This window comes from Afipia sp. GW821-FHT14H12 (genome assembly GCF_058803465.1).
On sequence record NZ_JBXAOZ010000001.1, the window covers coordinates 1,753,253 to 1,772,779 of the forward strand.

The following is a 19,527-nucleotide window of genomic DNA, read 5'->3' on the forward strand; positions in this document are numbered from 1 at the left end:
CTGCATAAACATCGGATCCACCGCATGTTGCGTGCGAACACGAATGAAATTGAAATGGCGATGAACAGGCTGGCGAACGTGCCTGATAGGCGGGCGGCTTCAGTCATTCGCCTGCTCCACTTGCGAGGAGCAGAGCGAGGGCCGCCTCTTCTTTTTTCTGCCAGCGGTCGCGCGCCTTGCGCGCGGTTTCTTGTGTTTTGATTCCGGATTGGATCACAGTCGGGTGGCGCTCATTCCACATCACGACTTCGTAGGTGCCGGAAGCGTAGTCGCGCCAAACTGAATACGTCGACATCACGCGGCCTCCGCAGTAGGGCCATCTGCGGCGCACTCTGGCCACATCTCGGCGTGCCGCGCGTCCTCTGCGGCTCGCGCACCAACATCACGAACAACCCTGCGCCGCTCGCGGTCTGCGTAATGCGCGTGCAGGCACATGGCAGCGAATGCTGCTTCATTGGGCGACACCCAACCATCAACGTGGCCGTCAAGCCCGATGCGCCATGCACCAGGCTTTAGCGTGCGCAGATATTTGGGGCCGAATGTGTAGGCGCGCAGGAAGTGCTTTACGTCGGCCTGCGATAGGCCGGTGTTGGCGCCGATCAAGTCGTACTTGATGCCCAAGGCCAAAGGCCGCTTGGCCTGGCCGCTGTGAGCGATCGGCGCAAACAAATCTGCCAAGTGGGCACGCTGCTCGCGGTATGCAGGCCAGTTGATGCTGCGATTGATCGAGCGGCGTTTTTCGATAATGGATGACATGTGAGTCTCCCCGATGCGATGGGGAGACTGTATAGAAAATGTATATAAATGCAAGTCTTGAAGTGTAAAAATCTAAAATAATTACACTACCCGTTGCCCAAGCTCACTATTTTCTGATTTGGAAGGCGGGATTCCCACGCTACGGCGGCATATTTAAGCCTGGCGACTCCGTCCGGATCGTTTTCTTCTGCCCAGCGATGAAGGCATGTAGCAATCGCGTTGTCGGCCAGTCGAAACCCTATCGAGCCGTTCCGGACATATGGATCCAAGCCGAGCAGCCGTTGGTATGAAAAGAAAGCCGCAGGATCGAACGGGCGTTTTTTAAGACAAGATAACTCACTAGAAACCCCGAGCACGCACATAATACCCCCACACATAGACTGTCCGAAGCCGGGGGGTAGAAACAGGTCAAACCTACCTGTCGTCGCGTTTTTAAGCCCGAAGGCTCTGGACATGGCGCGGCGCCCCCGGCCAATAAACGGCCAAGTGACGCACTCGCCAGAGTGCGACTCCCACAATGGTGTGGGGTTTCAGCGCACAAACACGCCTAGGTTTGATCCGGGTTTCTACACCCAAAAATATATTGATATAAAAAATTTCGACTTGCAAGCGTGCTGTCGCGCATATTGGGAATAATCAACTGTGCATGAGCAGTATTCATTCTAAAAATAAACTTCTCCTCTGCGGACAAGAGTCAATACGCGGACTTCCGTTTCGGAGGAATTTCCATTGCGATAAACAATGGGCTTGTGGATTGCATTAGACGAACGCGGCTGAAATTCAGTTCTATCATTATATATTGCTACAGCTTTCAACGATCGTTCAATAAGCCCGCCGCGGTTCTGTTCAACCACAACGATCATGCCATTTTGTAGAATGCCGCCCGCCTGCAGGAAATCCACGCCAAGCACAACCATGCCTTCTACTATGCCGATCTGATTCATGGAGTCGCCGCGGACCTCCCACGCCATCGGCCGTGCGTTCGGGTAGACATCATCGTGATAAGCCTCAATCATGCGAGGCTCAACGTCATTGATTAAGTCAGCTTCGCGAAATGCGCCGGCCTCAACTACACCAAGAACTGGATAGCGAGTTAGACCGATACTAGGCGCGTGTGGAGTGGCCTGAATGGCTGCCGGCTTTTTGTTTGCCGTAGACTTATTCCCGTTGGACGGCACAGGCTCGCCGAAATACTCAGCGCAAATTGCAATGCGCTTCGCGGACAGCGCGCGCTCGCCATTTATAAACTTGTATAGATATGTGCCGTTACTAAAGCCAAGGCGTTCGGCGAGTTCTTGCATACGAATCGTTTTCTCGCTTGGCTCGCCTTTTTCCAGCCCGCGGTCCAGCCACTTTCCGTAGTCCATATCGCCCTCCCATACAAAACGCGGTTCCTAATAAGGAACGTATGGCACACTTTCAAGCCCGATTATCCAATAAAAACAATGTGAACCGGTTCCCAAAAAATAGATCGTGTATAATTTTTCTCAGTTTTACACTTTTGCCGTTGCGAATCTATAATTTTTCTATACTATGATTAAGGAAGGAAGAATTCCAAAACACAAGGAATATCAGATGTTTAGATGGGGAAGCGATACTTCCGCACGGGCGATAGATCTTGCCTGCGTGTCTGAACTTACCATAGACGAAGTGGCTAAAATTCTGGGCGCTTCCCTGTCTTCTGTAAAGAAATTTTATAAGGCGAACAGAACAGAGATTGAGGCGGCCAGGGCGGCGGTCGCAATTTCAGATGAACGTTTGTTCAAAGTCCTTGATATGTGGGGCGACGGTGTCTCGCAGGCTGAAATAGCAGCGGTGACAGGAATTGACGCCAGTACGGTTCGCCGCCTGATCCTCATCGCGGAATATGACGAGCGCGCCGATCCTACTGGCGCTGACGATGAGCTGGCCGCATTGCAGGCCGCGCACCCAGACAAATTCTACGAAACAGACATCAGAGCGCTGAACGAATACGGGGACGGGAGACGCCCAGTGTTCTTGCTTTCCGCTGATTGCGTGATGCCGCTCGCGGAAGAAACGGCTCGCTACAAGGTGCCGCAGCAGAGTCTGCGTCGACCAATCACACTAGCGACCTCGCCTCTCCATTTCTAACCAAGGAGCCACCCCAGAATGTCACCCGAAGAAATTGCTCTCTACCAGCTCACGGCTTTCGACATTGGCGACATTGTCGAGATCGACGGCTCCGAAGTCATCGGCATTGTGGATGGCTTCAAGGTCACAGTTAACGGCGAGGACGAATACCTCGTCACCTATCACGACAACTGCGGCAATCCGCAGCGCCAGTGGTGGCCGGCATCGTGTCTGTCGGACGCTGACGAGGAAGAACAATCCAACGTCATTCAATTCCCTGTCGGCCGCACGAGCCGGCCAACCATTCATTGAGAGGGGCAACAGCATGAGCAGCGCAGATACTGGGACTGAATGGTATTTCTGCGTGCCGTTTCCGAGCAAGCGGAAGACGGTGGAGGCGGGTGGTGAGTTGAAGGTTGGTGATCGGGTGAAGACGAATGGAAATTATTCGTTCGACCCGAACGAGGGTAAGATTGTCGGCACCCGTGGCATCAACGACCACTTGTGGTTGGTGCGTTTGAATTCGGGTGAGGAGTGGTATTACGTCCCTAAAGAACTCACCCGCATTCCCACCTTCCTCCCAGACACACGCATTCGCCTTAAGCGCCACGTTCACCGCTTCGCCGCAGGCGATACGGGAACGGTAACTGTCGCCAACGACGAGAATGTCGGCGTGCTGATGGATGAAGGCCGGCACTGGGCATTCAAGTCTGGTGATTTGGAAGCGATACCTGCCCCATGGGGTGCTCCCGATTGCGCGGAGCGCAAGGTGGAGCAGGAAGCCAAGCCGAAGTTCGAGGCTGGTGATGTGGTGTGCGCCAAGTATGACGACCCTGCCGGTGGGTATAAGGCGGGCGACACATTCACGTTAACTCGCACCAACCCCGATGTCGTTGAATTCAATGACAACGATGGTGACGACCGTATGCGATCCGCTGACGAGTTCGAACTAGTAACTCCTGTACCCGCCAACGACCCAGCCTTGCCCTGCATCGTTGCCCGCGTTCAGGACGGCCAGCCTCGTCCATCATCGTGGCCGCACGTTCACCACTCAGCAGCAGAGGCGACCAAGGAAGCAGAGCGGCTGGCCTCGGTTAACCCCGGCAAGCAGTTCGACGTCTATCAGCGCGTTACAGGTCGCGTTGCCGAGCAACACATTGAAATGAAGGTGGCGTGATGGCCAGTTGGGATGATCCTCCATTCTCGTCGCTCGTCGGCAAGACGATGAAGGACGTTCGCCAGATTGGCGATGACCGCATCGTATTCGAGTGCGATGACGGCAAGGAGTTCGCGCTCTTTCATGTGCAGGACTGTTGCGAGACCGTAATCATCAGCGACATCTGCGGCGACCTTGCAGATTTGATTGGCACGCCAATTCTCTTGGCCGAAGAGGCCGAAAGTAGCGATGACCCTCCAGACGTGGAATCGAAGAAAGAGGCCGAACGCGCCGCCAATCCAAATGACTATTACTGGGACGATGAAAGCCAAACCTGGACGTTCTACAAGCTGCGCACGATCAATGGCAGCGTAGACATCCGCTGGCACGGCTCATCGAACGGTTATTACTCGGAATCAGTTTCATTCGCAGAGGTGGACTAATGAACAAGATCACCAGCCTTTCCACTTACGCAGCCTCTCACCCGCGCCGGTTGCCTACTGCTGCCCCGCAGCAGCCCGCAACTATCACACTCCAGCAGGCACTCGCCTCTGGCGCAACCGCAGCCAGCCTACGAGCTGTCGCCGACTGGAACGAGCGCAAGTCCTACGACGAGCGCCGCCGCAAGGCTCGCTCACGGCATAAGGCGCAGGCTGCAGCATTGCGTGCGGTGGCTGACCAGTTGGGCGAGTGGCAGGTAAGGGAGGCTGCGTGATGCGTGACATCCTACTTTGTTTCATTCTCTCCTTCGCGCTTATGTGGGTTGTTATCAGCGGAATTTCTTCCATGGCAACGGGGAAACCGTTCGCTCAATGCCTAGCTTCAACTCGTATGGACTGTGGAGTTAGCTAATGTTCTCAATCCGCAATTCTTCCGCGCGCTCGCATGCGCCTTCGCAACTTCCCGCTGCCGGCGGATACGTTGCTCTGTTCTTCGCAATCATCGCGCTGCTGCTCGGTAGTGCAGCAGCCTGGATTACCCACGTTATCGTCTGCATCAAGGCCAGCGCGTGGGTGTTGCTTGCGTTCGGCTGCATCGTGGCGCCGGTTGGCGTGATCCATGGGATTGGTGTTTGGCTTGGGGTGTTCGGGTGACCACCACGATCCAACTCGGCCAACTGTACATTCTGCTGCTAGCGTTCGCGCTAGTAGCAATCGCAACTACACCGCTGCACTGGCGGTAGCGATACAGCGTGATTGGCCCCTTTTGCCGAGCGCTACCCTCAATCGAGGAAATATAATGGCTATCTCATTAGGTTCACTTAAGTCGACGAAGAAGCAGGCGCAGGAGCGCCCTCCGATTTTGACTATCTACGGCGTAGACGGCGTGGGCAAAACCACGCTGGCCTCGGAATTCCCGAACCCGGTTTACATTTCCACTGCTGGCGAACGCGCGCCGTCAGATATCGATCTGCCTACGCCGGGTGTAGTCACATCGATTGACGACCTCTGGGAAGTGATCGGCGAGCTTCTTTCCACTGAGCACGAATTCAAGACCGTAATTATTGATAGTCTTGATGGACTCGAGCCGCTGATCTGGAAGCGCACTTGCGCCCGCATTGGTGCAACGTCGATCGACGATAGCAGCGCCGGTTCTGTTGCCGCCTATGGCCGCGGATATCGCGAAGCTGATGTCGAATGGAACGAGTTAATCGACGCACTCAACGACTTGGTTGAGGCTGGCATGACTGTCGTCTTGCTCGCCCACCCCGGCATCGTGACATTCAACTCGCCGATTTCGGATCCATATTCGAGGTATGAAATAAAGCTGCACAAGCGCGGGGCCGCGCTCATTCGTGAGAAGAGCGACTTGGTAGCCTTCGTCAATTATCGCGTCACGCTGGTTAAGGCGGACCCGAAGAATCCGAAGTCGCACACCCACGGCGAAGGCAAGGAACGCATCATCCACCTGGCCGAGAACGCTGGCTTCGTTGCTAAGTCGCGCTTCCCGACGCCGGACTCCATCAAGTACGTCAAGGGGAAGGGCTATACCGAACTGGCGAAATACTTCCCGCATGTGAACGGGGAGGCAGCGTGACAGAATTTTTGTTCTGGCTGTAGATCTTTGCGATTTCCCTATCCTGTTTCTCGCTAGGCTTCGCCATGCGTGGACTATTGGAGTCGTCATGACAACCATTACCAAACGAGTTGCCGCGGCTATGGAGGCGAAGCGCGCCGAGCTAATCAACCAGCCTCTCGCCCGCATTTGGGATGACTTGGCAGCCGTGGCAATCGCAACTGCCAGCGAAGAAATTACTGATGAAGCCTACCAGCGCGGTAGCCGAGACACATTCGATGCCACCAGGTGGACTGACTAGCCTCTCTACCAGCACGATCGGCCCTTTAGCCGAGTGCACCGCTCCAAAGGAGCAACCCGCACCACGGGAATTACATGGCACAACTTGGTAATAAATTCGACGCCACTTCGGTGGACACCACTCAGCGTGATTACGAGAACTTGCCTGACGGAATCTACCGTCTGGAAGTAATTAAGTCCGAGGTTGTCCCGACGAAGAAGGGCGACGGTACCCGTCTCAACCTTGTATACGGCGTGATCGAGCCGGAAGAATTCAAGGGCCGTCAGATTTTTGGCGGCATCAATCTGGAAAACCCCAACGCGGTGAGTCAAGAGCTGGGACAAAAAGAGCTTGCCAGTCTGTGCCGCGCTGTTGGTCTGTCGGAGATTGAAGATTCCGACGCCCTGCACTTCATTGGCTTCACCGCGAAGGTCGGGCTCGGTAAACCGTCTAAGGATAAGAACGCGGACGGTTCTCCGAAGTATCCGGCTCGCGTTGAAATCCGCAAGCTGTACTTCCCCGACTCCGACGATATGCCCGAGATCGGCATCACGACGCCTACTGCAGCTCCGCCCAAACCCGCCAACGACAACCGGCCTGCAAGCGGTGACGCGCGCACGACTGGCAACGGCGGTGCGGCTGCATCTGCGGGCGGTAAGAGCCGGCCGTGGGGACGAAAGAGCGCCTAATTATAATGAGCGCGGACAAGGATGGCCACGGACCGTTGAAAAACGCCCGTGGCCTGAAATGGGGAATGCTTCCAACAACGGCGGCTGAAGCACGGGAGTTAGGCGTCGATAGATACTTCACCGGAGTTGAATGTGTGAATGGTCATCTATCTCCGCACTACACAGTGTCCAGGTTTTGCGTTGAGTGCCGCAGCGAGACCAACGGAAAGTTTAGAGCAGAAAATCCGTCGTACCATCGCGGAAAGAAAGCTGAATTCAGGGCAAATAACCCAGGTGTCCATGCGGCCAGAGCGCGCGATTATCGTAGAAGGCGTGGCGACAAGGTGCGCGAGACTGAGGCGAAGTATCGAAAGCAAAATCCACTAAGAAAGATAGCGAAAGACGCGCGACGTAGGGCGAGGGAGAAAGCCGGCACATACACGGCAGACGAACTGAACGATATACTGAAGTCGCAGAAATACAGATGCGTCTATTGTTCAACAAGCATCAGGGCACATTCAAAAAGGCATCTAGATCACGTCATTCCGTTGGCTAAGGGAGGGGTAAACGACAAATCAAACCTCCAATTTCTATGTGTGGCTTGCAACCTTTCAAAGTCAGACAAGATGCCGGAAGTGTTCGCTCGCAGTAAAGGATTACTGATTTGATGAACATTGATCACGTCTACATCACGCGCGACGGCCAGGAGAAATGGATTGCTCTTGCGCTTTACAGCACGGAGCAAGCTGAACTTCTGGGGCAAGCGTTTCCCGACATCACGCGCATTGAGACGTGGAGCGGGGACGAGATTTACAAGGCAAAGCACAAACGGACGGTGCATTGATGTGTGCATGGCAGACCATGGAAAGCGCGCCGCGTGACGGTCGAGTTATTGACCTGACGTGGATGGAGGATGGCAAGCCACAGGAGATTTGGCCGCTACAGTGGGGCCACATTCAGCGTAACGGGCTGTTCCCGGGTAAAGTTGGAATGTGGGTAACACCAGACGGTTCGATCACATGGAATGAAGATAATCCAGGCGGCGCACCGACCCACTGGCGAGAGACGCAGAACTACCGTCCTGAACATGCGGTGCATTGATGACTGCAGCAGCACCGCACGACTACAGCCTCCACCCTCGCGACTGGACGTGGGCAATGCATGAAGAAGCAACGCCGGAACAGATGGCAATCTACAATAAGTGGTGGTGGTCGTCAGTGACCGGAACCAACCTTAAAAAGTGGATGGAAGACGAGCGTATCGACGCCGAAATCTATGAACGCGACAAGGAGTGGGTGCATTGATGGGTGAAGGATTGCAGCGAGCCTGCGCCGCAACAAAGAAAACGCGCCTAGTGGACGGCGATATCAAGTTTCTGCGCCTTCTACTGTCGTGGGAAGGCGCAGCTACACCGCAAGAGATTGGCCCGCAAACTTCTCAGGATGAGAATAGGGCGCGCCAGAAATGCAAGAGGCTCGGACTCGTAACTTACGACAGACCTTACTGGCGGCTGACTGACGCAGGTCGGTTAGTTATCGCAACTTTATAGGAACACCACCATGCTCACCATCTCACGCGCCGATCTGGCGCGCAGCCTTACGCACGTCTCGCAATGAAACTACCGAAGTCCAGCATTACGCAGGAATATGTGAGAAGCCGTTTGGCGTATGACGTCGAAACCGGGCTACTCACATGGCTGCCGCAGCCAGAGTCTGAATTCGCGCGGAGCCAATCGTTCCTAACTTGGCATAAGAGGTTTTGCGGGAAAGAAGCTGGCACGGCCATCCTGAAGAACGGCTACAAATACATAAACCTAGCTAAGAACGTTCTTTTGGTCCATCGCGTGATCTGGCTTCACCAATACGGATATTGGCCGGAACAAGTCGACCACATCAATCATGACAGAACCGACAACCGGCTCGCCAACTTAAGAGAAGTGAATGTTGGCGAGAACGCGCGCAACATCTCGCTGCCGGATGACAACACTAGCGGCAGGATTGGTGTCTCGTGGGTTTCCCATCGCGGCACATGGAAGGCCAGTATCAAAGCGCATGGCGTTCCATATCACTTAGGCACGTATCACGACAAGGCAGATGCCATTGCGGCGCGCGCGCGGGCCGAGAAAGAATTCGGATTCCACACCAATCACGGGAATCCGGCTAACGACAATTCACCCCAAGCAAAGGCTGTCTAACGATGAATATTACCGTAAGTCGCACTGACCTAGCTAAGGCGCTTTCGTCCGTTGGGAAGGTGATTGAGCATAGGCAGACGATTCCGATACTTGGGAATGTTCTGCTTTCGGCAGCGGACGGTAGCCTAACAGTTGTCGGAAATGATCTCGATATCGAAATTTCGTCCAGTCTCACCTACGATGGAGATGGTGGTGAAACAACTGTTGATGCGCGACGTCTTGCCGATATTTCCAAGCGCGTGACTGGAGACACCGTCAGTCTAGCAATCAAGGATGACAAACTCATCGTTAAGTCTGGGCGCAGTCGGTTCACTCTGCCCACCTTGCCAGCCTTCGATTACCCACGCCTCGATGGTGGCGTGTTCGATGTCGAGTTTTCGATTGATTTTGCAGGATTGATTGCTCCAGTAAAATTCGCAATCTCAAATGAACAAACTAGAATCTACTTAAACGGTGTGTATCTGCACGAAACCAACGAAATGCTGCGAGCTGTAGCCACGGACGGGCACAGGCTGGCGCATAACAGTCTACCTCGCCCCGATGTTGCGCCCATCCTAGGCGTCATCATCCCATCCAAGACGGTTGGTCTTATTCCGCACGGCGTTATCGACGTTGGCCTGTCGAAGAACAAAATCCGCCTTGCCACGGCTGACACCATCATCGTGTCGAAGCTGATTGACGGGACGTTCCCCGATTACGGTCGCGTCATCCCGGCTGCTAACGACAACGTCGTCACCGTAAGCCGCGACGAATTGTCGAAGTCTATTGCGCGCGTATCTGCGGTTGCTAATGAACGTGGCAAGGCCGCTAAATTCGGCATTGCAGGAGACAACATCGCGATCGATATGCGGTCGGACGATGGCACCGCGCATGAAGATGTGCCGGCATCGTACAACGGCGAGCCGATCGAGATTGGGTTCAACAGTTTGTACATGCAGGACGTACTCGCCGCGGTGCCTGGCGATGAAATAACCATCGCACTGGCTGACGGTCAGACTCCTGCAATCTTCCGCGGCACTGGCGAGGTGTTGGCGCTGTGCATGCCGATGAGGGCGTAGTGGCATGGCGTGGCCACCGGAAGATGGATACCCGTACAGGCCGGCTAACGGCACGGAAGGGATGATATTCCAAGAGGGATGGTGCGCACACTGCGCTAGGGATGCAGCTTTCCGTAAATACTACGAGGATACTGGTGGGAATCCTGACTGTGACGGTTGCGCCATACTTGGCGCATCCTTCCACAGCCAACCAAAGGAATGGTCTTGGCAAAATGGCGAGCCCCATTGCTCCGCATACACCGAAGACCCGAGTTGTCCGGTGCGATGTCCCGACACGTTGGAGATGTTTACATGAGCACCATCAAAATCGAATGGCTGTCTGACACCTACGACAACTGCGAAACTTGCGGAATGTCGTTGGCTGAAGGTGCGCGTGTTTATGTAGACGGCGCGTTGTCCCTTGACCTTGAGCCAAGCGCGCATTGTTTCGGCGGCTCGCATTACGATCAAGGCGACGTCTATGAGCGCATCTTGCGGCATCTTGGGCATGAAGTGGAGCAGGCATAGCAGTGGCACCCCTTCCTCAACCAATTCCACCCACCATACGCGCAATCTACGCCGCGTATGAAAACGACAACGTGCCACTGGATGGACGCTCCATCTCCGTGAGCACGCTGGCCGACGAATGCGCGAGAAACCTCTGGTATAATCTGCGCTGGACCACGCCGCACGAGCACATTCAGGGCCGCACGCTACGACTGTTTGAAACCGGCAACATAGAGGAAAGCAGATGGATCGAGAATCTGCGCCGCATTGGGTGCGAGGTTGTCGACCGGGACGACAACGGTCGGCAAATCATGGTGGAGGCATGCGACGGCCATGTGCGCGGGTATCTGGACTCCGAAATCCTCGGACTGCCAGAAGCGCCGAAAACCTGGCACGTCGGAGAAATGAAGTCGCACAACCTTAAGAGCTTCACCGCGCTTAAGAAGTTGAATGTCAAGGCCGCGAAGCCAGATCACTTTTGTCAGCTCCAGACGTACATGTACGTGCGCAACAGAACGCGCGGGATCTATTTGGCAGTTTGCAAGGATAACGACGAACTGTACGTCGAGCGCATGGAGTTAGACTTGCCTTACGTCTTGCGCATGCTGGCGCGGGCGCAAGGGATTATCAACGCGAATGAGCCCCCGGCCAAGTTGCACGAAGACCCCAATCACAAGATGGCGTTTAAGTGCGGGTGGTGCAAACACCGCGGCGTGTGTCACGAGGGCGACTGGCCCCGCCGTAATTGTCGCACTTGTTTGTACAGCAGCCCGGAGGTTGGTGGGTCGTGGAGCTGCGGCAAATGGCACAAGCCGTTGTCGGTCGAGGAGCAGGGCACCGGATGCGGTAGTCACCTGTACCTGCCTGCGCTGGTACCTGGCGAGCAAGCGGATTGCGACGAAGACGCTGGCACTGTGACGTACCGCTTGGCTAACGGCAAAGCGTGGGTTGATGGCGCCGCGAACGATAATGAGAAGAAGGAGAAGGTGGCGTGAAGAACATTTGGTTTATTTCTGACACTCACTTTAGCCACGCCAACTTTCTTGGATTCCTGGACGATGATGGAAAAAATATTCGCCAGTTCTCTAGTGTCGAGGAAATGGACGAGCATATGATTGCCAAGTGGAATGAGCGCGTGAAAGACGGCGATCGTGTATACCATCTTGGCGACGTGTCGTTCGGGAAAGATCGGCTGCCTGAGATTATGGCCCGCCTAAAGGGATCAAAGCGCCTCATCCTAGGTAACCATGACGAAGTTAAGGACTATCGGCTTCTTGAGTATTTCAGGAAGGTGACCCTATGGCGCATCTTCAAAGAATACAATTTTGTTTGCACACATATTCCTCTTGCGCTCGACCAGATGCGCAAGGTGGCGTTCAATGTTCATGGGCACATTCATCAGCAGTCGGCGCCGACTGATCGACACATCAATATCTGCGTGGAGCAGACTGGATATGCTCCGGTGCATCTCGACGAATTGTTGGTCCGCACGCAGCAGGCCGCAGCATGACACCGGCCCCAGCCAACGACAACACACCCAGACCCCAGTGGTTCGACGACCTTCTGCTGCAATATGAGCCGTTCCTACGTGGTCGGTGCAAGGCGCTCTCTCCAGCGGATGCGGAAGACGTCTATCAGGAGTCGGCGTGTAGTGCGCTTACAAGGTGGGCGTCTTATCGGAGGGATGGACACTTCCCAACGTGGTTGAACTTCATTGCGCGAAGCACGGCTCACGAACGTCGTAAGCGTGCGGAACAAAATACACCATCGCATCAGAGCCTAACGGTTCAACCGACCCAAGACGCGCGCTTGATACTGGAGGACGAACTGGCATCGATACCAGACGAGTTTTCTCTACCTGTCGCGCTCGCCGGCCTTGGGTATTCGCGCCTAGAGATAGCTGAGTTCTGCAACGACAAGCACGCGCCGCGTTGGAAATTAGATAAAGGACGCGCGATGCTGCGAGCAGCCAATGATAATGATACGTCAAATAACGAGCACAAGAATAATGCTGCAGCTTAGAGACTATCAGCGGGCGGCATTGGACGCGCTTTATTCCTACTGGGATAAAGACGGCGGTTCGCCGTTGCTTGTGCTACCGACGGGCGCCGGAAAAAGTCTGGTTATCGCCACGTTGATGCGTGAACTGCTCGATCAATATCCAGACATGCGCATTTTGAACGTTACGCACGTCCGGGAGCTGCTCACGCAAAACTACAAAGAACTACTTGGCATCTGGCCTTTCGCTCCGGCTGGCTTATATTCAGCGGGGCTTGGGCAGTCTGACGCGCACGCGCAAATCATCTTTGGCGGCGTGCAGACGATCGCTAACAAGACGGCGCGCATCGGCCATATTGACTTGGTTTTGGTCGATGAGGCGCACCTGGTACCTCGTAAATCAGAAACGCAATACGGCAAACTGTTCGCGGGGTTGCGCGCAATCAATCCTGACATGCGCATTGCTGGCCTGACTGCTACGCCGTTCCGGCTTGGTGAAGGTATGCTGACGGACGGCGATGGTGCGATGTTCGACGACATCGCATTTGAGAAACCAGTAGGCGAACTGATCGACGAAGGCTATCTGTGCCGCCCTGTATCGAAGGGGATGGCTACCGGATACGACCTCGACGGCGTCGGTAAGGTTGGCGGCGACTACAACCAGGGCAAGCTGCAGGCTGCGGTCGACAAGGGAGCTGTCACGCGCTCGGCGATTGATGAGGTTGTGAAGTATGGCGCCAACCGCAAGGCGTGGCTGCTGTTCTGCGCTGGTGTTGAACATGCCTACCACATGCGCGATGAAATCCGATCGCGCGGCATAACGTGCGAGACGGTAGCAGGCGAAACACCAACCGCTGAGCGTGATCGCATTTTGGCCGACTTTAAGGCTGGGCGCATCCGCGCCGTTACCAATAACAGCGTATTGACTACCGGATTTAATCATCCAGGCGTCGACCTTTTGGCGCTCTGCCGTCCTACCTTGTCCGCGAGCCTGTACGTTCAAATGATCGGCCGCGGTTTGCGTAATGCTCCCGGCAAGGAGAACTGTCTTATTCTTGATTTCGCCGGTTGCGTCCGCAAGCACGGGCCTATCGATGCAATCCGCGTGAAAGAACCGGGCAAAGGAGAAGGAGAGGCCCCCGTCAAGCAATGTCCCGAATGCGAGTCTCTGGTGCATGCGTCGGCGAAGGTGTGCCCAGACTGCGGCCACGAGTTTCCGCCCAGCGAAGAACCGAAACACGCTGCGCAGGCTGATATTACTCCGGTACTAAGCACCGCTCCGCCTGTTTGGCACGCGGTGACGGGTAGGCATTTCCGCGAGCACCCGCCGAAACCGGGTAAGCCGCCGAGTGTGAAGACGACATATATGGTTGGCCTTACGGCGGTAAACGAATGGCTCTGCCCGCAGCATCCAGGTTACGCAGGAGCGAAGGCGCAACGCTACTGGGTGCAACATGGGGGGCAGCAACCGTTTCCCAAAACGGTTGCTGAGTTTCTTGATAGAGCCGACGAACTGCGAACCACAGCTGAAATACAATTGCGTCCAAATGGAAAGTATCATGACGTGTTGGGCTGGCGTGCCGGCACCGCTGCGCAAGCTGCTGTGCCAACCGCAGCCAACGACAACTGGAAGCCGCTGATGGCGGCGGGTGAGGAGTGGACGGGCGAAGTGCCGTTCTAACTATGTGCGGCCACTGGCCGAGGTAAAGCGTGCAATTCCCATAGTGGATGCACAGCATGAATAACACCGCAAGAAAACAATCCCGACACGCCAGTTTAGTCGAAAGTCTAGCCAACATCGCAATCGGCTACTGCGTAGCAATAGCGGCGCAAGTAGTCATCTTCCCATTGTTTGGAATCCATATCGGTGCCGGCAGCCACGCTGCTATCGGTGCGCTGTTTACGGTTGTGTCGCTGGTGCGGAGCTATGCGCTGCGGCGGTTGTTTGAAACGTTGAGGGTGTGCGGGGTGTTGAGGTGATGGCCATGGTGGCAGGCGTTGGCTCGCACAGCCATGCAGATCGCGGCGACGACTTCTACGCTACGCCGCGCGTAGCCGTGGACTCTTTATTAGCGGTTGAAGGGAAGTGGTTGCCACCTGTCGACTCCATTATATGGGAGCCGGCGTGTGGGGATGGAGCAATCGCTATCCCACTGGAGGATGCGGGTTATCGTCCCATTGTAACTGACCTTGTTGACCGCGGTTTCGGGCGGGGCGGCGTTGACTTCCTAAACTGCCACGCTCAAAGGGCCGACGCTATCATCACCAATCCGCCGTTCAGGTTGGCTCGCGAGTTCGTTGATGCAGCCCTACAGCGCGCGCCTTATGTGGCGATGTTGTTGAGGCTGGCGTTCCTTGAGGGTTGCGCCCGTAAGCCGTGGTTAGAAACGACCCCATTGGCTCGTGTCCACGTCTCGTCTCGTCGTTTACCGATGATGCATCGCGACGGATGGACCGGACCAAAGGCAGGTAGCGCGGTTTGCCACGCGTGGTTCGTTTGGGACAGGCGCCATGAGGGCCGCCCTCAAATTCAATGGTTCGACTGGCGCGACTACACGCCTGCAGCAAATGACAACGCTCCTGCGCAAGCTGGTGCAGCATGACAGCCCCATCCACCGACCTCATCGGAATCTGCGCAATCTGCAAACGCCGGCACGCAAACATTGGCTACGCGCCACACGAACGCGCGCCAGTTAAGTGGGAGTGCAAGGAATGTCTCGAATTGCCAATCGACCAAGTTAAGAGGTTTCATCACATGCCACGCAAGGAAATCGAACGCTTCGAGCGGCAAGCATTGGAAGAAGGCGGCAATGCCGCAGGCGCGTATCTGGACAGCATCGGAAAGACAGACTTGGCCGAACTAGAGCAGCACGAGTGGAATCATTTTCTCGGCGTTGTGCTGCAGGCGTATGCGGATGGCATGCGAGAGATTGTGTCGCGCGAGGTGCCGTGGTGATGATGACCCCACTCGAACTGGCTCTTACCTATATTGCAGACCGCTCTTGGCCAATCTTTCCATGCAGGCATGCTGACGAGACGACGAACAACCACGACCCGGAAACGGGCGAAGTTGAAGTCCTTAAGGTTAAGACGCCATACACGAGCAACGGCTTCAAAGCCGCCACCAAGTTTCGGCACATAGTCGATCGCTGGTGGCGCGACTGGCCGGACGCGATGGTTGGCGTTCCGACCGGTGAGCGCATCGGCGCGTGGGTTCTGGATATCGATCCGCGCCATAACGGACACCTAACTCTCGAGCAGATGGAAGCTGAGTACGGAGAGTTGCCAGCAACACTGTCTGCAACTACGGCGTCTGGCGGGAAGCATTTTTATTTCACGCATGTGCCTGGCGTGCGCAACCGTGGCAATCTTGGCGAAGGCGTCGACGTTCGTGGTGATGGCGGGTACGTCATAGCGCCCGGTAGTGTCACTGCAGCCGGCGGGCGTTACGAGTGGGACAACGATCTACAACCACAACCGGCGCCTGATTGGCTTCTTGATCTTGTCGTCCGCAAGCCATCGACAACAAACGCCACCGCACCGTCCGGCCACGTCACTAACAGCGCATACGTGAACGCTGCGGTAGATCGTGAGTTGGCCGATCTTGCCGCTACAGGCATGGGCAATCGCAATAACAAGCTAAACGACTGTTCATTCGCACTCGGCACATTTGTCGGTGCCGGCGCGCTGCCCGAATCCGAGGCACGGGCCTTGCTGCAGGACGTTGCCCGCGGATGGGGCCGGGACTGGGCGCGCTGCGTCAAGACGATCGAGAATGGGCTGGCGGCTGGTATGCGGTCGCCGCGGGAAATCCCCAGCACAGAGCACGACAACGACAACACGCGCCTCGTAGACATTACCAAGATGATCGAGAACGGGCTGCGCAAGGCGAAGGAGCGCCAGCCGGCGACCAAAAACCAGGCAAAAGAACCGGCAGAAAAATCGACAGAAACGGCCGAAACGTCAGAAAAACCTACACAAATTTCGGACACGACATCGGCGGTCGACATCGGCAAACCGGCCATCCTCGCCACCGCATTCAAATGGCAGAACCCCAAAACGCTACCGCGCCGCGAGTTCGCGTTCGGCACCCATTATATCCGCAAGTACGTGTCGGTGACGGTAGCGCCTGGCGGATTGGGTAAGACGGCTAACAGCATTGTGGAAGCGTTGGCCATGGTATCTGGAAAGCCTCTCGCCGGAACCAAACCGCCAGAACGGCTTCGATGCTGGTTCTTCAACTCGGAGGATCCGCGCGACGAGCTGGACCGCCGCATTATGGCGGCATGCATCCGGTACAAACTTGCGCCGGCTGACACCGAAGGCTTGTTTCTCGACACCGGCCGCGAGCAGGAGCTTGTCATTGCGGTTGAGGACAAGAAATCAGGCGTTCGCATTGTGCAGCCGGTGGTGGAAGCCGTCGTCGAACAGATCCAGAAGCACAAGATCGATGTGATGATTGTCGATCCGTTCGTCTCAACCCATCAAGTGAATGAGAACGACAACGGCGCGATCGATAAGGTTGCCAAGTTGTGGGCGCAAATCGCGGACCACACCAACTGCGCGATCGATATCGTTCACCACCTGCGCAAGCTGGCGGATAGGGAGGCTACGGTGGAGGACGCACGCGGCGCCGTGTCGCTGATCGGTGCAGCCAGGAGTGTAAGAGTCCTAAACCGCATGACCGTCAGTCAGGCGGAAGAGGCTGCCGTCCCGGCGAACGACAGGTTCGGGTATTTCAGCATCAACCACGGCAAAGCCAACCTTGCGCCGATGTCGCAGAAACTGGATTGGCGCCATCTCGAGGGCGTGCCTTTAGGCAATGGCCGCGGGCTTACAAAGCCGCAGGACTTCGCGCCCGTGGTGGTGGAGTGGAAGTGGCCAAGCGTCGACGATGCGGCAGAAAGCGTGTCCGCGGAAGCGCTGGAAGCGATTAAAAAGCGCATCGGCAGCGGTGACTACCGCGATAGCGAGCAGGCCAAACAATGGGCTGGGCGCGTGGTTGCTGATGTGCTGAACATGGATGTGGACAACAAGGGAGATAAAAAACGGGTAAAGGCGCTTTTGAAAAAGTGGGAGCGAGATGGACACTTTACATCTGAAATGCGCCCAGACGAAAAATTCATGAAGCGGAAGTGTCTAGTCCCGGTGTGGGACGATGCAGCTTAGCTACAAAAAACCCGGACAATCGCGCCGGGTTTTTCTTTATCCGCAGCCCTCCAATTGTGGCTTTTCTGTTACCCCCACCGCAAACTCATGGTGTGGGGTTGGTGTGGTATTTCCTCTGGCTGACACCTTACTACACACCCCTCACTACCCCATCCCCCTTTAGGGGGTGGGGTGTGTGGGGTGGGGTGTGTAGTGCGAGTGGACTCTAAATTTACGGTGTGGGGTGGCCGCACTACACCGACATAAAGCAGCCACAATCCGCCATCCCGTTTTTTATTTTCTCCACCCACATGAGAATCCGGTTCTGCGCCGTATTTGATTTCATGCGGACCAAAACCACCACGCTCAAGAACGGCACGAAGGTAACCACGCTGGTCGCGACCGTGCCAGAGTGGCGCATCCAGGCTGCTGCGGTCCGCGCGCTGCGCGCCATGCCAGAGTTCGGCAAGCGGTTCACGCTGGCGGCAGACATGGCGGCTGGTAGGCGAGGCCGGCAGAACGCGGCGATCGCAAAAGCAACGGGGCTGGTGGCAGGTGAACATGACTTGCGCCTGTACCTCGAAGGTGGTCGCCTTGGGCTTATCGAATACAAGGCAGAGAAAGGGCGCCTGTCACCAGAGCAGCGAGACAGGGGCGCGCTGTTGTCACGTCTCGGGTTCACCATGCAGGCTGTCGTTAAGGCCACCAGCGAGGCCAACGCGGCTGAGCAATCGGTGCGCTTGGTGCGCTGGTGGCTTGGTATCGCGGATAACGACAACGACCCGGATGCAGACTGGAAACATACGAGGAGCTTGTGCTCGTGAAAACTTACCGCACCAAATCATCTTGGGAGGACGAGTGGCGCGTCCACGTCCCGTCATGCACCGTCATGAGCCAAGAGCCGGTAGAGCGCTTCAGCGGCTTATACGATGCAAGCGGCAATCGGTTGTATTCGGTTGAGCGGGCAGAACCAACTGGATTTGTTAGGTTTGGGGAATTGTCGCAGTGACCATCCGCACCCCCACAGACCACCGCGCCACCATCATCGCTCACGCCACTACCCAGCGACGGGGGAATCCTCGCCCATACCGTAGCAGCCATTGGCCGCAAGCCGAACGCCTCCAATATGAGGATGGCGGCAATCACATGATTAGCGCCATGATGGATTGGCGAGCATTTAACGCCATGCCAGCCGTTTGCGTTGCGAATGATAACTACATAGAGCCAGACGATTTGGACGCCGGCGACACGCAGGAACGCAGGTTTGACAACCTGATGACGACGCAGTCGGCCAAACTAACAATTAAACTACAGGCCGATGGCAAGCCTTGGCGCCCTTCGGACGAGAGGTTTGATATCCCCCACCAGAACGATCGGGGCAGATCTGCGCCCGGCCCTGGCCAATATAAGGCTAACGGCGTTGAACTGTATCAAGCTGAATCTAGTGCGGATGATGAGGCAAACCGCGCTATTGATTGCATCGATGCAAGACGAAGGCTCGGAAACGTGTGTTGCCGGCTGCTTGATTTAGCCAGCGCAGATTCCACCACCGAGGAAATAGCTCATGCTGTTAAGCAGCCGATGTCTCCACGGATTGAAACATACATCGATTGGAGCATCATCCGTTGGATGCGAGACGGCGCATATTTGGATTACGCTGCTTAGTCCGTATCCTG

Annotated in this window: 27 protein-coding genes; 24 read left to right on the forward strand and 3 right to left on the reverse strand. The window is 55.9% G+C overall.

Features of this window, described 5'->3' with window-relative positions:
* Positions 1 to 103: 103 nt before the first annotated feature.
* The 3 genes from AC1RNA_RS08695 to AC1RNA_RS08705 form a co-directional block, all read right to left on the reverse strand.
* Positions 104 to 295, reverse strand: coding sequence for a hypothetical protein (locus AC1RNA_RS08695; RefSeq protein WP_492950823.1), 192 nt, complete (start codon positions 293 to 295; stop codon positions 104 to 106).
* Complete coding sequence (locus AC1RNA_RS08700) at positions 295 to 756, reverse strand: ProQ/FINO family protein (RefSeq protein WP_492950824.1); 462 nt, start codon at positions 754 to 756, stop codon at positions 295 to 297. Before AC1RNA_RS08700 ends, AC1RNA_RS08695 begins: the two co-directional genes overlap by 1 nt.
* Positions 757 to 1,418: 662 nt before the next feature.
* A complete protein-coding gene (locus AC1RNA_RS08705; protein WP_492950825.1) occupies positions 1,419 to 2,123 on the reverse strand; it encodes a LexA family transcriptional regulator in 705 nt (234 codons plus the stop codon).
* A 166-nt stretch (positions 2,124 to 2,289) separates the two neighbouring features.
* Here AC1RNA_RS08705 and AC1RNA_RS08710 point away from each other — a divergent pair, with 166 nt between their 5' ends.
* From AC1RNA_RS08710 to AC1RNA_RS08825, 24 genes are all read left to right on the forward strand, one after another.
* Positions 2,290 to 2,868 carry a hypothetical protein gene (locus tag AC1RNA_RS08710; RefSeq protein WP_492950826.1) on the forward strand — a complete coding sequence of 193 codons (579 nt, stop codon included), beginning with the start codon at positions 2,290 to 2,292 and terminating at the stop codon, positions 2,866 to 2,868.
* An 18-nt stretch (positions 2,869 to 2,886) separates the two neighbouring features.
* A complete protein-coding gene (locus AC1RNA_RS08715) occupies positions 2,887 to 3,159 on the forward strand; it encodes a hypothetical protein (RefSeq protein ID WP_492950827.1) in 273 nt (90 codons plus the stop codon).
* Positions 3,160 to 3,172: 13 nt separating this feature from the next.
* The gene (locus AC1RNA_RS08720) at positions 3,173 to 4,024 is read left to right on the forward strand and encodes a hypothetical protein (RefSeq protein ID WP_492950828.1); all 852 of its coding nucleotides are present in this window, start codon (positions 3,173 to 3,175) and stop codon (positions 4,022 to 4,024) included.
* The gene (locus AC1RNA_RS08725) at positions 4,024 to 4,446 is read left to right on the forward strand and encodes a DUF7448 domain-containing protein (protein ID WP_492950829.1); all 423 of its coding nucleotides are present in this window, start codon (positions 4,024 to 4,026) and stop codon (positions 4,444 to 4,446) included. Before AC1RNA_RS08720 ends, AC1RNA_RS08725 begins: the two co-directional genes overlap by 1 nt.
* Positions 4,446 to 4,718: a hypothetical protein gene (locus AC1RNA_RS08730; RefSeq protein ID WP_492950830.1), complete on the forward strand. Its 273-nt coding sequence runs from the start codon at positions 4,446 to 4,448 to the stop codon at positions 4,716 to 4,718. The genes AC1RNA_RS08725 and AC1RNA_RS08730 overlap by 1 nt, the downstream gene beginning before the upstream one ends.
* 136 nt (positions 4,719 to 4,854) lie before the next feature.
* Entirely contained in the window at positions 4,855 to 5,097 is a 243-nt protein-coding gene (locus tag AC1RNA_RS08735; RefSeq protein ID WP_492950831.1) for a hypothetical protein, read from the forward strand.
* Positions 5,098 to 5,242: 145 nt separating this feature from the next.
* Positions 5,243 to 6,040, forward strand: coding sequence for an ATP-binding protein (locus AC1RNA_RS08740; protein WP_492950832.1), 798 nt, complete (start codon positions 5,243 to 5,245; stop codon positions 6,038 to 6,040).
* Positions 6,041 to 6,128: 88 nt separating this feature from the next.
* Positions 6,129 to 6,320, forward strand: coding sequence for a hypothetical protein (locus AC1RNA_RS08745; protein ID WP_492950833.1), 192 nt, complete (start codon positions 6,129 to 6,131; stop codon positions 6,318 to 6,320).
* A 74-nt stretch (positions 6,321 to 6,394) separates the two neighbouring features.
* Positions 6,395 to 6,988, forward strand: a complete 594-nt coding sequence (locus tag AC1RNA_RS08750) for a DUF669 domain-containing protein (RefSeq protein WP_492950834.1) — start codon at positions 6,395 to 6,397, stop codon at positions 6,986 to 6,988.
* A 65-nt stretch (positions 6,989 to 7,053) separates the two neighbouring features.
* Positions 7,054 to 7,635, forward strand: a complete 582-nt coding sequence (locus tag AC1RNA_RS08755) for an HNH endonuclease (protein WP_081602583.1) — start codon at positions 7,054 to 7,056, stop codon at positions 7,633 to 7,635.
* The gene (locus tag AC1RNA_RS08760) at positions 7,635 to 7,811 is read left to right on the forward strand and encodes a hypothetical protein (RefSeq protein WP_492950835.1); all 177 of its coding nucleotides are present in this window, start codon (positions 7,635 to 7,637) and stop codon (positions 7,809 to 7,811) included. Before AC1RNA_RS08755 ends, AC1RNA_RS08760 begins: the two co-directional genes overlap by 1 nt.
* A 256-nt stretch (positions 7,812 to 8,067) precedes the next feature.
* The gene (locus AC1RNA_RS08765; RefSeq protein WP_492950836.1) at positions 8,068 to 8,271 is read left to right on the forward strand and encodes a hypothetical protein; all 204 of its coding nucleotides are present in this window, start codon (positions 8,068 to 8,070) and stop codon (positions 8,269 to 8,271) included.
* 308 nt (positions 8,272 to 8,579) lie between these two features.
* A complete protein-coding gene (locus AC1RNA_RS08770; RefSeq protein WP_492950837.1) occupies positions 8,580 to 9,161 on the forward strand; it encodes an HNH endonuclease signature motif containing protein in 582 nt (193 codons plus the stop codon).
* 2 nt (positions 9,162 to 9,163) lie between these two features.
* On the forward strand, positions 9,164 to 10,219 hold the full coding sequence (gene dnaN, locus AC1RNA_RS08775; protein WP_492950838.1) for a DNA polymerase III subunit beta: 1,056 nt from the start codon (positions 9,164 to 9,166) through the stop codon (positions 10,217 to 10,219).
* 291 nt (positions 10,220 to 10,510) lie between these two features.
* Positions 10,511 to 10,726 (forward strand): hypothetical protein, encoded by a 216-nt coding sequence (locus AC1RNA_RS08780; RefSeq protein WP_492950839.1) that lies wholly within the window; start codon positions 10,511 to 10,513, stop codon positions 10,724 to 10,726.
* 98 nt (positions 10,727 to 10,824) lie between these two features.
* Positions 10,825 to 11,700, forward strand: a complete 876-nt coding sequence (locus tag AC1RNA_RS08785) for an oxidoreductase (protein WP_492950840.1) — start codon at positions 10,825 to 10,827, stop codon at positions 11,698 to 11,700.
* Entirely contained in the window at positions 11,697 to 12,215 is a 519-nt protein-coding gene (locus AC1RNA_RS08790) for a metallophosphoesterase family protein (RefSeq protein ID WP_492950841.1), read from the forward strand. The genes AC1RNA_RS08785 and AC1RNA_RS08790 overlap by 4 nt, the downstream gene beginning before the upstream one ends.
* On the forward strand, positions 12,212 to 12,727 hold the full coding sequence (locus AC1RNA_RS08795) for an RNA polymerase sigma factor (protein ID WP_492950842.1): 516 nt from the start codon (positions 12,212 to 12,214) through the stop codon (positions 12,725 to 12,727). Before AC1RNA_RS08790 ends, AC1RNA_RS08795 begins: the two co-directional genes overlap by 4 nt.
* On the forward strand, positions 12,714 to 14,384 hold the full coding sequence (locus tag AC1RNA_RS08800; RefSeq protein WP_492950843.1) for a DEAD/DEAH box helicase: 1,671 nt from the start codon (positions 12,714 to 12,716) through the stop codon (positions 14,382 to 14,384). The genes AC1RNA_RS08795 and AC1RNA_RS08800 overlap by 14 nt, the downstream gene beginning before the upstream one ends.
* Positions 14,385 to 14,440: 56 nt before the next feature.
* Entirely contained in the window at positions 14,441 to 14,683 is a 243-nt protein-coding gene (locus AC1RNA_RS08805) for a DUF7220 family protein (protein ID WP_492950844.1), read from the forward strand.
* A 775-nt stretch (positions 14,684 to 15,458) separates the two neighbouring features.
* The gene (locus AC1RNA_RS08810) at positions 15,459 to 15,659 is read left to right on the forward strand and encodes a DUF6511 domain-containing protein (RefSeq protein ID WP_492950845.1); all 201 of its coding nucleotides are present in this window, start codon (positions 15,459 to 15,461) and stop codon (positions 15,657 to 15,659) included.
* Positions 15,659 to 17,872 (forward strand): bifunctional DNA primase/polymerase, encoded by a 2,214-nt coding sequence (locus AC1RNA_RS08815; protein ID WP_492950846.1) that lies wholly within the window; start codon positions 15,659 to 15,661, stop codon positions 17,870 to 17,872. Before AC1RNA_RS08810 ends, AC1RNA_RS08815 begins: the two co-directional genes overlap by 1 nt.
* Before the next feature lie 218 nt (positions 17,873 to 18,090).
* Positions 18,091 to 18,675, forward strand: a complete 585-nt coding sequence (locus tag AC1RNA_RS08820; RefSeq protein WP_492950847.1) for a VRR-NUC domain-containing protein — start codon at positions 18,091 to 18,093, stop codon at positions 18,673 to 18,675.
* A gap of 181 nt (positions 18,676 to 18,856) precedes the next feature.
* Entirely contained in the window at positions 18,857 to 19,516 is a 660-nt protein-coding gene (locus AC1RNA_RS08825) for a hypothetical protein (RefSeq protein ID WP_492950848.1), read from the forward strand.
* The last annotated feature ends 11 nt before the right edge of the window (positions 19,517 to 19,527 follow it).